This window comes from Bacillus sp. GC_Bacil_1 (assembly GCF_026540675.1).
Classification (GTDB): domain Bacteria; phylum Bacillota; class Bacilli; order Bacillales; family Bacillaceae_G; genus Bacillus_A; species Bacillus_A cereus.
The window spans coordinates 1-13,169 of the sequence record NZ_JALNUG010000013.1 but is presented as its reverse complement, the minus strand read 5'-3'; the positions used below and the strand labels follow the sequence as shown (position 1 = coordinate 13,169).

The following is a 13,169-nucleotide window of genomic DNA, read 5'->3' as shown; positions in this document are numbered from 1 at the left end:
ATTCATGCGTCCAACTTTAACAAAGTCTATATCACTTGAAGATTTCCAAAACTATTATTGGTTAAAAGCAGAACTCCAAACATTTTGTCGTGAGAATGGGTTGCCAGCTAGTGGCTCTAAGATCGAAATAACCGAGCGTATCTCACATTATTTAACTACTGGTAAAATATTAAAAAACAGCTCTGTTCAAAAGGTGAGTAAAGCTTCCCTATCCTATAAAGACCTTTCTCTTCAAACGATTATTACTAACAATCACCGCTGTAGCGAAGATGTTCGTGCTTTTTTCAAAGAAAAAATCGGAACAAACTTCCGCTTTACAGTAGCTCTTCAAAAATTTTTCAAAGAGAATGTTGGAAAAACATATGAAGACGCGATAGCTTTTTGGCATGAAGAAAACGAACGAAAAAAAGACCCTACATACAAAACAACTATCGGTACACAATTTGAATATAATCGCTTTACTCGTGACTTTTTCGAAGATCCAAATAATAAAGGGAAAGCAAAAGCTGATGCGATTGCTGCTTGGAACGAAATGAAAGCGAAGCCTGGTAGCAATATTTATGTTCCTCAAAAAGTAGAAAACTAGTTACCTCGCTAGTCTTCTACTTTCTCAAATAATAGCGCAATCCCTATCCCGCCTCCAATTCCTAATGTAGCAATTCCATATTTCATAGACTCTCTTTGTGCCTGATAAAACAAACGTGTTACAAGCATAGCACCAGATGCACCGTACGGATGACCGAGCGCAATTGCTCCACCATTTACATTTACTTTTTCGTACGGAATTTGTAACTCTTTTGCGCAAGCAACAACTTTTGAGGCGAATGCTTCATTTATTTCAAAATAATCGATGTCCTCTACTTTTACATTCATTTCGTTTAATAATTTGTTCACCGCAAATATCGGACCAGTCCCTGGAAGCTTGGGATCCACTCCCACTACAGCACTACGAACGAAACGAAGTACAGGCTTGTATCCTAACTTTCGGGCTTGTCCCTCTTCCATTACAAGAACAGCACATGCCCCATCATTTACACCGCACGAATTACCTGCCGTTACTGTTCCATTTTGTAAAAATGCGGGCTTTGTTCTTTTAATGATTCGTTCATAATTCATTTCTGGCTTTATAGATTCATCTAATAATCCATTAAAAGAAAATATTTCATCATGTATATATCCTTTTTCTAACGCTTGCAGTGTCCGCTTATAACTAAGACAAGCATACTCGTCTTGCATTTCTCTCGTTATATTATAACGCTCCGCAACATATTCAGCCGCTACTCCCATGTCAGGATCACCAATTGTTTCAGGTGAAAATCTTGCTCTTTTTTGAAAAGGTGACGTACTTGTACTCTCTACTCCCCCGGCGATATAACACTTACCTGCCCCGCCTTGAATGAGATGACACGCAGTTCGAATTGCTTCTAAACCAGAACCACATTGCCGATCAATCGTTACACCAGGAATATGATAGCCAAGTCCCACCTCTAAAGCAGATAGTCTCGCAACATTCCCTCCTGGCCCAACAACATTACCTAATATGACATCATCTATTTCCCTCTCAATCCCTTTACTTAAAAACGTAAGAAGCGGCGTTGTTAATTGCTGAACTTCATACTCTTTTAACATCCCATTCTTCTTACCAATAGGTGTTCTTTTCGCCTCTACAATAACTGCTCTATTCATATATTTTCTCCCGGTTTTCAATCATACTTTTTGCTTCCATACGAGCGATTTTCCCACTATTTGTATAAGGTATTCCATCTACAAAATGCCATTCTTTCGGTATTTTAAAAGAGGATAATCTCTGTAAGCAAAAACTCTTTAATTGTTGTTTCGTAGCACTTCCTTTTACGATCGCGACGGGCTTTTCACCCCAGTAACTATCTTTCACACCAATTACAACTATTTCATCAACAGCTGGGTGTTCATGTAATACACTTTCTATTTCTTCTGGATAAATATTGATTCCTCCAAATAAAATCATATTCTTCTCTCTACCAACAATATATATAAAGCCTTCTTCATCTTCATAGCCTACATCTCGCACTGTCATCCAACCTTCTGCATTCAACTCCCGTGTTAAAACCCCATCTATTATGTATCCCATAAAAAACTGATCACTTTTCACATAAACAGTTCCTATTTCACCTTTTTGTACTTCTTCGCCTGCTTCATTACATATTCGAACTTGCACATTATGACAAGGTTTTCCTACTGAATTTGGCCTTCTTTCGCTTTCTGCATCGACTAGTGCTGTTACAAAACTTAACTCTGATGCACCATAAAATTCATATCTTTTCGCATAAGGAAATATATTCTTTATTTTTTCTTTCGCTTCAGCTTCCCATTTCGCTCCTGACGAAATAATTTTCACTTTATTTTCTATTAATCTACTTTCTTTATATAAAGATTCAAGCATTGTCGGAACTGTATACATAACTGATACATTTTCAGTTTCTAACTTATCTAATACTTGATTTGGAAAGAACTTTCTCATAATGTGCACTGTTTGTCCTACATATAATGCACTTATTGCCCCGTATAAGAAAAGAGAATGAACGAGCGTCCCAGCTATTAAAATCGAATCCTCCCTTTTCATATGAAAATCATGTACATTACAATCAAAACTATGAACCCACGATTGTTGTGCACGTAAAAATGCTTTTGCTGTTCCTGTTGATCCTGATGTAAATCCCATATAAAAAGGAGCATGTTGTACACTTTCTACAGTGGAATATGTAGGAAGATATTTCTCTATCATTCTTTTCCACTCATCAATTTCAATTACTCTTCCTTCTTCATCCAATAGATCATTCACCTTATATCGTTCTGTCACAATCATATCCGGATTACTAATTTCAATTCTTTCTCTGAGCTCATCTTGTTTCCACTTTATATCTAACGGAACACAAACCCACCCGGCCATAGCGGCACCAGAAAATAGTTGTAAAAACTCTATACGATTTTCTAATAGGATTGCTATCGTTTTATTCTTCGATTTTTTTTCATTTAACCAGCTTGCTACTTTACAAACTGATTCAAACCACTCTTTATATGTTAAAACTCTATCATTTTCCTTTATCGCTATTTTATTTGGTTGTAAAGAGGCATGCTTTTTATATTCTTTTGTAATCCCCATATGAGACGTCCTTTCTTTACAATAATAATAAAAAGAAACACGCAATTAACGTGTTTCTTCCCTTTATCATCCCGCATTTGTATATTTTCCATTCTTTAAAGCGGGCGTAATAATATGTTTCAATGAACGATGTAATTTTGTTACGAGAACTGCCGCAATAATTGCTTTTATACAATCCCCTGGTAAAAACACAGCACTCACTTTCATTGTCTCCCATACAGAAACTTCCATTAAGAACGCTTGTACAGTAATACCAAATACATAAACTACGAAAATACCACCAATTATATTAATACATAATACTTTTATAATAGAAACTTCACGTAAACGCTCAATTAAATAACCAATAACAAACGCCCCAATGATGTAACCAAGTAAATATCCTGCACTTGGTCCAACAAATACACCAAGGCCACCGCGTCCACCAGCAAGCAATGGTGCTCCAACTCCTACAATAAGTAAGAAAATAAGCTGACTTAACGCACCTAGACGTGATCCTAACAACCCACCCGCAAGCATAACACCGAGTGATTGCAATGTAATTGGAACTGGTGTAATAGAAAGAGCAATCGGAGGTATTAACCCTAACACTCCCATAATAGAACTAAATAAAGCGACGAAAACTAAATTTTTTGTATTCATATTTGCTTCTCCTATTTGTAAACTTAAAATTGTTTTTAGATAACATATCACAAAAATTATATTATCTTTCCACTCCTCTTTTGTCAACCGTTAATGTATTAGAGTTTACAAATAAAAGTTCACTTATTTCTCTCTATGCAAATGCTCCAGTTCTTTCCGAAGCGCCTGTTTTAAAAACTTCCCAACAGATGTTTTCGGTATTTCTTCCATAAAGACAATATCGTCTGGCAACCACCACTTCGCAAACTGTGGTTTTAAAAACTCATATATTTCTTCTTTTGTAACCGTACTATTTTTCTTTTGAACAACGCAGGCAATTGGTCGCTCTTGCCACTGAGGGTGAGGAACTGCAACGACAGCCGCTTCAAATATAGCATCATGTGCCATTAAAGCATTTTCAAGATCGACCGAAGAAATCCATTCTCCCCCGCTTTTAATAACATCCTTCGTACGGTCAACAATTTTCACGCAACCTTCCTCATCCACTGTGACAACATCACCAGTATATAACCATCCATCGCGAAAACCTTCGACAGTACGATCATCGTTATAATAGCTTTCAGCGATCCAAGGTGCTCGTAAACATAATTCTCCCATCTCAGTACCATCCCACTTCACTTCACCATTTGTACCGACTACTTTCATCTCGACACCAGGTACAAGATATCCTTGTTTAGAGCGAATTTCTAGTTGCTCTTCATACGATAATTCCGTTTCATAACTTTTTAAACGTGCAAGTGTTACGAGTGGACTCGTTTCAGTCATACCATATGCATGTATGAACGGAACATTATGTTTCTGTTCAAATGCTTTAATAACACTTTTCGGTGCAGCTGCACCACCGCATAGTATTCTCGTCATACTAGATAAATCGTAACTATTATTTTCTAACTCTTGTAATACACCAAGCCAAATTGTCGGCACACCGGCAGCTAACGTCACTTTTTCAGATTGGATCATTTCTAATAAAATTTTTGGCGTAAACATCGGTCCTGGAAGAACTTGTTTTGATCCAAACCAAGTAGCCGCAAAAGGAAGTCCCCAAGCGTTCACATGAAACATCGGGACGATTGCCATTGCTGCATCACTTTCCGATAAAGCAGCTGTATCAGCTAAACCGAGTGCCATACAGTGTAATACAGTACTACGATGCGTATATACAACACCTTTCGGATTTCCTGTAGTCGCTGACGTATAACACATACCAGCTGGTGTATTTTCATCAATATCTTTTACAAATTGGAAATTGGGATCGCCTTCTTCTAATAGCTTTTCATAATGATATACAGGCTTCAGCGTAGTGTTCGAGAGTTCATCTTTATCAGTCATAATAATGTAAGCTTGTACAGTTGATAATTGTGATTGAATATTTTCAACAAGCGGTACGAGATCTTCATCTATAAGTACAATTCGGTCTTCTGCGTGCTGAATAATGTATGAAATATGTTGAGGAGATAAACGAATATTAATTGTGTGTAAAACGGAAGCAATACCAGGAATAGCAAAATACGCCTCCACATGTCGATGATGATTCCACGCTAACGTTCCTACACGTTCGCCTTCCTTAATCCCAAGCTTTTTTAACGCACTAGAAAGTCTTCTCGTCCTTTCTCCTAGCTGCTTATACGTTAATGTCGTAATGGTATCATGTGTGCGAGAAACAATTTCTTTCTTTGAGAATAACTTTTCTGCTCTTTCCATCATAGAACTAATTGTTAGCGGTACATTCATCATCATATTGGTTATGTCCCCCTTTAAAACGTTTTCATTTTCCGTTTATTATAACAGACTTCTACAAATGATTACGATATTTTTCTGTATTTTCTGAATTATTTCTTTGGAAATAATTCAGAACGATAAAAAACATGTTTTGAATACATTGATTCGAAACATGTTTTTTATTTTTTATAAACTATCTACCATTTTCCTTACTTTCTTTTTCAATTTAAAAATAAAACGATTACTGTATTCCTTATTTTCTACTAAAATCCGATACGTCTCTAACACCCCTAACACACGAACAAAAAGATAAACTCCGATAGCAATAAGTACAACACAATAAGGATAATACTGTACGAGTTCTCCTGAAGTAATTCGTTTTTTCTCAAATAAAAACGGTATCGCTCCTGCTGCAATAAAACAAAATCCAACGATCACTACTGCCGTATACTTCTTCTTAATAGTCGCATATCTTTTGGTCAATTCTTTTAGAAAGTTTTGATCAAATAGTAGTTCTTCCTTTTTCAATACATTGTATCGACTCTCTTCTATCGTTACAGGTGCCATCATTGCTCCGATTCCAAGCACTGCAATGATAATGACAAGAAACGTAGACATTGTTGCATTTTCTTTAAATAATAAGTACGGTATTGTAGATAAAATAAGCAAGCTAAATCCTAATGCAATATATTTAGAAATTTTTTGTCCATACACTACATACCCTTCTGCCATTTCCTTACTTACATAATAACTATTTTCCTTTTCGTTACTTTGCTCAGCAGTTTCTTTTAATAAATAGTCAAGTGATACTTCAAATACATTTCCAATCATTATTAACTTTTCAGTTTCAGGAAAACCTTGACCGTTTTCCCATTTACTAACCGCTTGCCTTGTTGTGTTTAATTTTTCAGCTAATGCTTCTTGAGAAAGGCCCTTTTCTTTTCTTAATTTAAAAAGCTTTTCACCAAATCCCATATGTGTGTCCCCCCTTTGTTTTCTTACCTAAATTGTATGTAAACATTGCCTTTATCTCTATCTTCCCGCGGTTGCACTTTGTCAACTTACGGTTGCGAATGTGTTATATAGTGGTTTTGTATACGATTTAGCTATTATTCTTCTATGATTATGGCGTTAATAAACCACCCTCTCCTAATAAACATTTATAACAATTAAAGGTAATTATTGTTATAAAAAAACAAAAAACTCCTTTATTTATTTAAAGGAGTTTTAAATATGAAATATTCCAAGAGGAGCTGTTTTTTCTTCCTCCTACTGCCTCACAATTTCTTCTATATATTTTTATGTGTCATATAACGAACTATGTACAGTATATGTTGTCATCTCTTTATATAAGGCATATTCATATATATGTAAAATATTACTCCTATTAGCTTCTTTAATAAAAACACTTTTCAATAATCATAACGGCTTCTGCTTAAACTTTTCATAATGTCGTACTTTTAATAAAAGGACATTCCCGCAATCTGTACAAATATAAGCATCTACTGGTGAAGATGTGAACATCGTTTCCTTTTTCCGTATTTGTGCATATCCGACAAACTCACCTTCTCCTATGTTTTGAGAACCACAATTAGAGCATGTCTGCACGGTTTTTTGTTTCATGAGAGCACCACCTTTAATCTGTTTCCACTCCCTTCGACAGCTCACTTCCATTTCCCTTCCAAAAAGCCTCTTATTCTCTCACATTTCAACAGGAATCTCAAAACAAAAATCGTATATGTACTATGAAATATATTTATTAACGGAGGAATTTTATGACTACTGTTATGACACTCGATATAGCAACAGAAATTGAAAATGCAGAAATTGATATGCTCTCTTCTAGATTAGAGAGACTACAAACAATAAGCGGAAACCCAATGCAAGTGCAAATGAAAAAATTCGGTAGCGCCACTGCCTTTTCATCAAAAATAATTGCTGGTCCTGCTTTTAATACGGTAAAAGGTATCACAAATGCAGATGCGATTGATGCAATCATTTCTTATTATGAATCACTACAAATCCCTTGTCGTTTTGAAATTACCCCAGCACAAGGTACAACTAAATTATTTCAATACTTATCTCAAAAAGGGTTTTATCAATCTAGCTTCCATACTGCTTTGTATAGTATACCGAGAGAGGGTTCATCACTTCTTCCTTCTAATATTACAATACGAAAACTAAAAGAAAATGAGTTTGATATTTTTGCAAACATTTATGTACATGGATTTAATATGCCATCCTTTACAAAAGATAGCGTGCGCCAAAATAATGAAATTCTTTACAATGAACCAGGATGGCATTTTTTCATAGCTGAAGTTCAAAATATCCCTGCTGGTATTGGTGTCCTGTATATAAATAAGGGTGTCGCATCATTAGCTGCTTCTGCTACTTTGCCAGAATTTCAGCGTAAAGGCTGTCATACTGCATTAATTCAAAAACGAATTAAGACAGCTATTGAATCAAATTGTACTTTAATAGTTGGACAAGCAAGGTTCGGTAGCGGCAGTCAAAATAACATGGAACGTGCCCACATGAAAATTGCTTATACAAAATCAATATGGACCGCAAAAGACATATAATTTACTTTATTTCTCCTTCCGTTACATTTTTAAACATTTTATGACAAATCCTTTTCTATCCTATTAATCATTTGAATATTCAAACTAGATTTGTTACGATATTACTAGATACATCATTCAACTTGCAATATGAAAAGAGAATTCTAATCAAACTACAAGGAGGAGAAATGTATGACTAAACATGATCATGGTTTAAAAGAAAAAGTAGAAGGTGCCATTGATAAGGTAAAAGGTGAAGTAAAAGAAGTTGTTGGGAAAGTAACTGACAATAAGAAATTACAAGCTGAAGGAAAATGGGATAAGGTGAAAGGCACTGCTAAAGATACAGTTGGTAATGTAAAAGAAAAAGTACATGAATATAAAGAACACAAGAAAGAAAAATAAAAAAAGAGCCCATCGGCTCTTTTTTTATTTTCCTTCATTCTTTTCTAGCACGTATAAATCTTCTTCCATATTCGTTAATTTCTCACTTACAAGCTTTCTTGCATCTCCAATTGCTTGATTATATGCAAACGGTCCAACTAATTTAATCATTTCTTCTATTAAACGCTCTGCTTGGAAACGTCCAATTTCATCTAAATCTTCTTCCATAAAAAATTGCTGAATTTGTGCTACAAGTTCTTCTTTTTTATCATTTGGTATTTTTATATTCATCATCGTTGTTACTCCTCTATATTTAAGATAGTATCTTCCTTAACTCTACCATAGAAAAACGATTACCAGGACAGCTTTTTGTAACTCCTTCTAACTCTCTATGACCGAGTATATTTTCTTTCTTTATAGCAAATTGCTTCATAAACAGTTTACATAAAGAATATAATGCATTCACTTGTGCAGGAGTTGGATCGTATTTATCGAAATTTCCCGTCATACATATTCCAATTGTATGGCGGTTATGGTCTTTCGCGTGCGCTCCAATATGTAAACCTCGTCCTTCCACTACAGTTCCATCCTTTTCGATAAAATAGTTGTAACCAATTCCGCTCCACCCCCTTACAGTTTGATGAAATTCATGCGTTTTATACACGTCCCATCCATCTTCAGCTGTATGGTGAATAATCAGTTTGTTTACTTTTTCTAAAGAAACTAATTCATCTTGAAATGTTAGATTGACACGTTTAATTTCCATTTGAACTGCCTCCTCTTAAAAATCAATCATAATAATCGTTTTATCATCTGGCCTTATTCTCTTTTCCGCTTCTAGCTCTTCAATAATTGCTATATATTCGTTTATACTATTCTTTCTTATATATGCAACAGTTTGTTCTAATGACCAATCTGGGTGAAATAACCCGTCTGAACAAATAAAAATCCCACTCACTTCATCTGTATGTAATTCACCATGTTGTAAATAATGTATCGCTTCTTTCATTCCATTTGCAACTGAATAACCATTTGGCATATTTGCAAGATAACGATTGTATTTTAACTGTTCTCGAACATCTTGAAAAACATATTCTTCTGGTACAGATAACCCTTTTTTACGATCTTCTTCCCTCTTCTTTTTTGCTCTTTTACTAATTCCTTCAACTGTGTCTTTCGTTAATACTTGCATCGTTCCATTTTGAAAAGTTGCGACAATCATACAGTCCCCAAGCTGCGCATATTCAATTTTCTCACCAACTATTTGGACTGCCGCGATACATGTGCACCACAAATGCTCTTTTTTTCTCGTGTCTACTTCATATTCTAACATTTTGCTTTGCAATGCTTCATTTGCTTTGGCAACTGCAAATTGTAAACTATGATTCTCTCGTAATGCAGTAAAATAACTTGCAAATAAATGCGAAGCGATGTATGCTCCATTATGTCCCTTTTCATCACGAAACGGGACAAGTGGTGTTGCACCGTCACATACACCATAAATCTTTTTTTCTTTATTACAAAAATAAGAATCCTCACATTCTTGCTTCAACGGGCTTTTCTGTTGATATGTTTTTATCTTCACAACTGTATCCCCTTTCAAATGATAAAATACTCAAATTCTTTTGATTAATCTAATTTACCTAAATAAACTGTTTTTACCCAAAACTTTCAATATCATATATAATCTTGAAATAATATGAATTTTTCAGTGAAGGACGGGAAAGAAATGGTCAGATTCCTTGGTGTTATTATCGGTTCTATTATTATTGCGGTTGCCTTTAATCTTTTCCTTATCCCCCACAAAATTTTAAGTAGTGGAATTGGCGGAATTGCTATTATTTTAGGGATTGTAACCCCTGTAAACACAGGCATTATTAACTTTGTATTAAACTTACCTATCCTTATTTTAGGGTACATAGGTCTTGGAAAAAAAGTAATTTTTAACACAGTTGTCTCTGTAGTTGTATTATCTGTTGCATTATACTACGTTCCAGTAAAAGTCGTAGCAACAGACCCATTGTTATCTTCTATCTTCGGAGGTGTCATCGCCGGAGCTGGTATTGGTCTTGTTTTTAACTGTAATGGATCCACTGGTGGATTTGATATTATCGGTATGCTTTTATCCCGCAAGCGAGACATTAAACTTGGCGGATTCCTTATTATTTTAAATGCAGTCGTTGTAATAATCGCAGGATTCTTCTTCACCTGGGATGTTGCACTTACAAGCTTACTTTCAATTTATGTAACTGGTAAAGTAATTGATGCTGTTCATACAAAACATCGTAAAGTTACACTTATGATTGTAACAAATGAAGCAGAAAAAATGAAAAAACAACTTCTTTCAACTGTTGTACGTGGAATAACGTTACTTGATGGCGAAGGTGCTTATTCAAGCGAGAAAAAGCGTGTACTTATGACCGTCGTTTCTCGTGAAGAATTAGCAAGTATGAAACTAACAATTTCTGAAATCGACCCGAATGCTTTCGTTAATATTACAGAAACTGTAGAAGTGTTAGGACTTTTCAGAAGAAGTTAAAGACTAGGTGGGAATCCACCTAGTCTTTATTTTGCATAAATTCAATTCGGTTTCCAAATGGATCTGACACGTAAAATCGAATTACATCTGGCCGTGCATAATCATCAATCACTTTAACACCTTGCTCTATAAGTGTTTGCTTAAATTCATTAATTTCATTCACATAAAAAGCTGGATGAGCCTTTTTAGCTGGTGTAAAGTTCCGCTCGACACCAATATGGATTTCTTGATTTCCGCATTTAAACCAACATCCACCTCGTTTTTTCAACTCTTCTGGCTTTGGAATTTCTTCCATACCAATCGTATTCCCATAAAAATCACGCGCCTCTTCTTCACACCCTACAGGTGCAGCTACTTGCACGTGATCAATCCCTTGAATATAATTTTTCATTTTCTCTCCCCCTCCTCTACCCTAATGTTATACGGAAAACAGCCGTCTGTAACTTACAAAAGGTTTATAAAACAATATAAGCTCCCCTTATTACCATCCTGCATTCACCTTGCAAAAAATAAAAAAAACAAAATTTATTCTATAACTTCCATTTTTTATAGAAATACACATTACATCTATATTATAGTTATGAATAGACAAATCTTTTTAGATGCTATTTGTACGGAGGAACTATTATGAGTCGTAAAAAATATTCACCAACTCAAAAAAAACGTCATCCGAACATTTCTAGACGTTTGCGAAACCATATACAAGATCGTTCATTAACAGAAATGTACGCATCTCTGTTCGAACACAATCCTGATAGTATTATTTCATTAAATTTAGAAGGAGTTATTCTACATATAAATCCTTCTGCCGAAAGAATATTAGGTTACACTTCTTTAGAATTAGAACAGAAAAATATTACCTCTATTTTAGAAGCCCATATTTCTGAGCAAGTATTACAAAATATAAAGAATACTGAAGCGGATAATCAACAAGAGTATATCTTATCTATTTATCATAAAAATGGATTCTTATTAGATGTTGTGACAAAACTAGTTCCTATTTTTGTTCAAAATCGTCTTACTGGCGTATATGCTATTATGAAGCCACTTGAAAAATCAGAAAGAATTGAGAATATGCTAAAAGAAAGTGAGAAGAGATTACGTACATTAGTAAACTCCATGCCTGCGTTTGTTATATTTAAAGATCATGAAGGGCGCTGGCTTGAGGCAAATGATTACGCACTTTCTTGCTTCAATTTCCATCATGTACCTTACCACGGGAAAAAAGATAGCGAACTCATTCAATATAATGAAGCATACCGAGAAGCTTTTTTACATTGTGAAGAAATCGATGAACTAGCATGGCAACAAAGACAAATTCTTCATGGCGAGGAATTTATTATACATAGAGATGATTTCGATCTAATCTTAAGTATATCAAAAGTTCCGCTTTATCATCCTGATGGTTCTCGCAAAGGTCTTATCGTGATGGGGAGAGATGTTACTGAGCTAAAAGAAACTGAAAAGTTACTACGAAAATCAGAGAAGCTCGCAGTAGTCGGACAACTGACAGCTGGAATTGCCCATGAAATTCGAAATCCACTCACTTCTCTAAAAGGTTTTCTAACGTTGCTCCTCCCTGAAATAAGTGAGGAGCAGAAATGGTATATCGATGTTATGTTAAGTGAGATTTCACAAATGGAATCCATCACGAGTCAATTTATGGCGATGTCTAAGCCACAAGTATTATCTATCCAAACTTGTAACATACAAACTTTAATTGAAGAGGTAGTTACATTTATTTTACCGACTGCAATTATGCATAGCGTTCATATCATCATGGATCATTTTGATTACGTATATGATATTCAATGTGACGGTAACCAATTAAAACAAGTGTTTATAAACATATTAAAAAATGCGATAGAAGCAATGCCAAATGGCGGAAATATTTTCATCCAAACAAAACCATTAGAGGATAATTTCATCTTAATACGAATTATCGATGAAGGTTGCGGCATTCCTGAAGATCGTATCTCCCGTCTAGGCGAACCTTTTTATAGTTTAAAAGAAAAAGGCACAGGACTAGGATTAATGATGTGTTACAAAATAATTGAAGAACATCATGGTAGATTACACATTTCAAGCGAATTAAATAAAGGTACGATTGTTGATATTGAGCTACCACTTTCTTCATCTCATCTCGCAATCCAGTCTTAAATAAAAAAGAAGCATCTACTAA

General features: G+C 35.0%; 15 protein-coding genes and 1 pseudogene. 5 read left to right on the top strand and 11 right to left on the bottom strand.

The features are described from left to right. Positions 1-4: 4 nt before the first annotated feature. Positions 5-586 carry a DUF6434 domain-containing protein gene (locus tag OXT04_RS19480; RefSeq protein WP_001247912.1) on the top strand — a complete coding sequence of 194 codons (582 nt, stop codon included), beginning with the start codon at positions 5-7 and terminating at the stop codon, positions 584-586. Positions 587-594: 8 nt separating this feature from the next. Here OXT04_RS19480 and OXT04_RS19475 read toward each other — a convergent pair whose 3' ends face one another. The 7 genes and pseudogenes from OXT04_RS19475 to OXT04_RS19445 form a co-directional block, all read right to left on the bottom strand. Beyond that, positions 595-1,686 (bottom strand): acetyl-CoA C-acyltransferase, encoded by a 1,092-nt coding sequence (locus tag OXT04_RS19475; RefSeq protein ID WP_001078010.1) that lies wholly within the window; start codon positions 1,684-1,686, stop codon positions 595-597. Beyond that, on the bottom strand, positions 1,679-3,142 hold the full coding sequence (locus OXT04_RS19470) for an acyl-CoA synthetase (protein ID WP_267416819.1): 1,464 nt from the start codon (positions 3,140-3,142) through the stop codon (positions 1,679-1,681). The genes OXT04_RS19475 and OXT04_RS19470 overlap by 8 nt, the downstream gene beginning before the upstream one ends. 66 nt (positions 3,143-3,208) lie before the next feature. Further along, a complete protein-coding gene (locus OXT04_RS19465; protein ID WP_001093335.1) occupies positions 3,209-3,784 on the bottom strand; it encodes a biotin transporter BioY in 576 nt (191 codons plus the stop codon). Between the two features lie 123 nt (positions 3,785-3,907). Then, entirely contained in the window at positions 3,908-5,521 is a 1,614-nt protein-coding gene (locus OXT04_RS19460) for a long-chain fatty acid--CoA ligase (RefSeq protein ID WP_267416816.1), read from the bottom strand. Between the two features lie 168 nt (positions 5,522-5,689). Next, positions 5,690-6,478 carry a helix-turn-helix domain-containing protein gene (locus tag OXT04_RS19455; protein WP_090977375.1) on the bottom strand — a complete coding sequence of 263 codons (789 nt, stop codon included), beginning with the start codon at positions 6,476-6,478 and terminating at the stop codon, positions 5,690-5,692. Positions 6,479-6,775: 297 nt separating this feature from the next. Beyond that, positions 6,776-6,919 (bottom strand): annotated as a pseudogene (locus tag OXT04_RS19450) (GNAT family N-acetyltransferase); the annotation flags it as partial. A 3-nt stretch (positions 6,920-6,922) separates the two neighbouring features. Then, the gene (locus OXT04_RS19445) at positions 6,923-7,126 is read right to left on the bottom strand and encodes a hypothetical protein (protein ID WP_000810949.1); all 204 of its coding nucleotides are present in this window, start codon (positions 7,124-7,126) and stop codon (positions 6,923-6,925) included. 152 nt (positions 7,127-7,278) lie between these two features. On the opposite strand from OXT04_RS19445, the gene OXT04_RS19440 reads away from it, so the two are divergent. Both OXT04_RS19440 and OXT04_RS19435 read left to right on the top strand, forming a co-directional pair. Further along, positions 7,279-8,085, top strand: coding sequence for a GNAT family N-acetyltransferase (locus tag OXT04_RS19440; protein ID WP_000214344.1), 807 nt, complete (start codon positions 7,279-7,281; stop codon positions 8,083-8,085). A gap of 171 nt (positions 8,086-8,256) precedes the next feature. Continuing rightward, on the top strand, positions 8,257-8,469 hold the full coding sequence (locus tag OXT04_RS19435) for a CsbD family protein (protein WP_000160410.1): 213 nt from the start codon (positions 8,257-8,259) through the stop codon (positions 8,467-8,469). Between the two features lie 24 nt (positions 8,470-8,493). Here OXT04_RS19435 and OXT04_RS19430 read toward each other — a convergent pair whose 3' ends face one another. From OXT04_RS19430 to OXT04_RS19420, 3 genes are read right to left on the bottom strand one after another with little or no spacing between them, the layout of a single operon-like run. Continuing rightward, positions 8,494-8,742: a DUF2164 domain-containing protein gene (locus tag OXT04_RS19430; protein WP_000981066.1), complete on the bottom strand. Its 249-nt coding sequence runs from the start codon at positions 8,740-8,742 to the stop codon at positions 8,494-8,496. Between the two features lie 19 nt (positions 8,743-8,761). Then, positions 8,762-9,214, bottom strand: coding sequence for a peptidoglycan recognition protein family protein (locus tag OXT04_RS19425; RefSeq protein WP_000404003.1), 453 nt, complete (start codon positions 9,212-9,214; stop codon positions 8,762-8,764). A gap of 15 nt (positions 9,215-9,229) precedes the next feature. Next, the gene (locus OXT04_RS19420; RefSeq protein ID WP_002041632.1) at positions 9,230-10,051 is read right to left on the bottom strand and encodes a protein phosphatase 2C domain-containing protein; all 822 of its coding nucleotides are present in this window, start codon (positions 10,049-10,051) and stop codon (positions 9,230-9,232) included. Positions 10,052-10,177: 126 nt separating this feature from the next. Between OXT04_RS19420 and OXT04_RS19415 the strand changes: the two genes are divergently transcribed. Beyond that, on the top strand, positions 10,178-10,987 hold the full coding sequence (locus tag OXT04_RS19415; protein ID WP_000251344.1) for a YitT family protein: 810 nt from the start codon (positions 10,178-10,180) through the stop codon (positions 10,985-10,987). A gap of 19 nt (positions 10,988-11,006) precedes the next feature. Here OXT04_RS19415 and OXT04_RS19410 read toward each other — a convergent pair whose 3' ends face one another. Then, a complete protein-coding gene (locus OXT04_RS19410; RefSeq protein ID WP_000800772.1) occupies positions 11,007-11,378 on the bottom strand; it encodes a VOC family protein in 372 nt (123 codons plus the stop codon). 236 nt (positions 11,379-11,614) lie between these two features. Here OXT04_RS19410 and OXT04_RS19405 point away from each other — a divergent pair, with 236 nt between their 5' ends. Continuing rightward, entirely contained in the window at positions 11,615-13,147 is a 1,533-nt protein-coding gene (locus OXT04_RS19405; protein ID WP_000087652.1) for a BA3702 family sensor histidine kinase, read from the top strand. The last annotated feature ends 22 nt before the right edge of the window (positions 13,148-13,169 follow it).

Excerpts from the sequence above, each read along its gene's own strand:
- OXT04_RS19480 (WP_001247912.1), top strand. The coding sequence starts at position 5 with ATGCGTCCAACTTTAACAAAGTCTATATCACTTGAAGATTTCCAAAAC.
- OXT04_RS19475 (WP_001078010.1), bottom strand. The coding sequence starts at position 1,686 with ATGAATAGAGCAGTTATTGTAGAGGCGAAAAGAACACCTATTGGTAAG.
- OXT04_RS19470 (WP_267416819.1), bottom strand. The coding sequence starts at position 3,142 with ATGGGGATTACAAAAGAATATAAAAAGCATGCCTCTTTACAACCAAAT.
- OXT04_RS19465 (WP_001093335.1), bottom strand. The coding sequence starts at position 3,784 with ATGAATACAAAAAATTTAGTTTTCGTCGCTTTATTTAGTTCTATTATG.
- OXT04_RS19460 (WP_267416816.1), bottom strand. The coding sequence starts at position 5,521 with ATGATGATGAATGTACCGCTAACAATTAGTTCTATGATGGAAAGAGCA.
- OXT04_RS19455 (WP_090977375.1), bottom strand. The coding sequence starts at position 6,478 with ATGGGATTTGGTGAAAAGCTTTTTAAATTAAGAAAAGAAAAGGGCCTT.
- OXT04_RS19445 (WP_000810949.1), bottom strand. The coding sequence starts at position 7,126 with ATGAAACAAAAAACCGTGCAGACATGCTCTAATTGTGGTTCTCAAAAC.
- OXT04_RS19440 (WP_000214344.1), top strand. The coding sequence starts at position 7,279 with ATGACTACTGTTATGACACTCGATATAGCAACAGAAATTGAAAATGCA.
- OXT04_RS19435 (WP_000160410.1), top strand. The coding sequence starts at position 8,257 with ATGACTAAACATGATCATGGTTTAAAAGAAAAAGTAGAAGGTGCCATT.
- OXT04_RS19430 (WP_000981066.1), bottom strand. The coding sequence starts at position 8,742 with ATGATGAATATAAAAATACCAAATGATAAAAAAGAAGAACTTGTAGCA.
- OXT04_RS19425 (WP_000404003.1), bottom strand. The coding sequence starts at position 9,214 with ATGGAAATTAAACGTGTCAATCTAACATTTCAAGATGAATTAGTTTCT.
- OXT04_RS19415 (WP_000251344.1), top strand. The coding sequence starts at position 10,178 with ATGGTCAGATTCCTTGGTGTTATTATCGGTTCTATTATTATTGCGGTT.
- OXT04_RS19410 (WP_000800772.1), bottom strand. The coding sequence starts at position 11,378 with ATGAAAAATTATATTCAAGGGATTGATCACGTGCAAGTAGCTGCACCT.
- OXT04_RS19405 (WP_000087652.1), top strand. The coding sequence starts at position 11,615 with ATGAGTCGTAAAAAATATTCACCAACTCAAAAAAAACGTCATCCGAAC.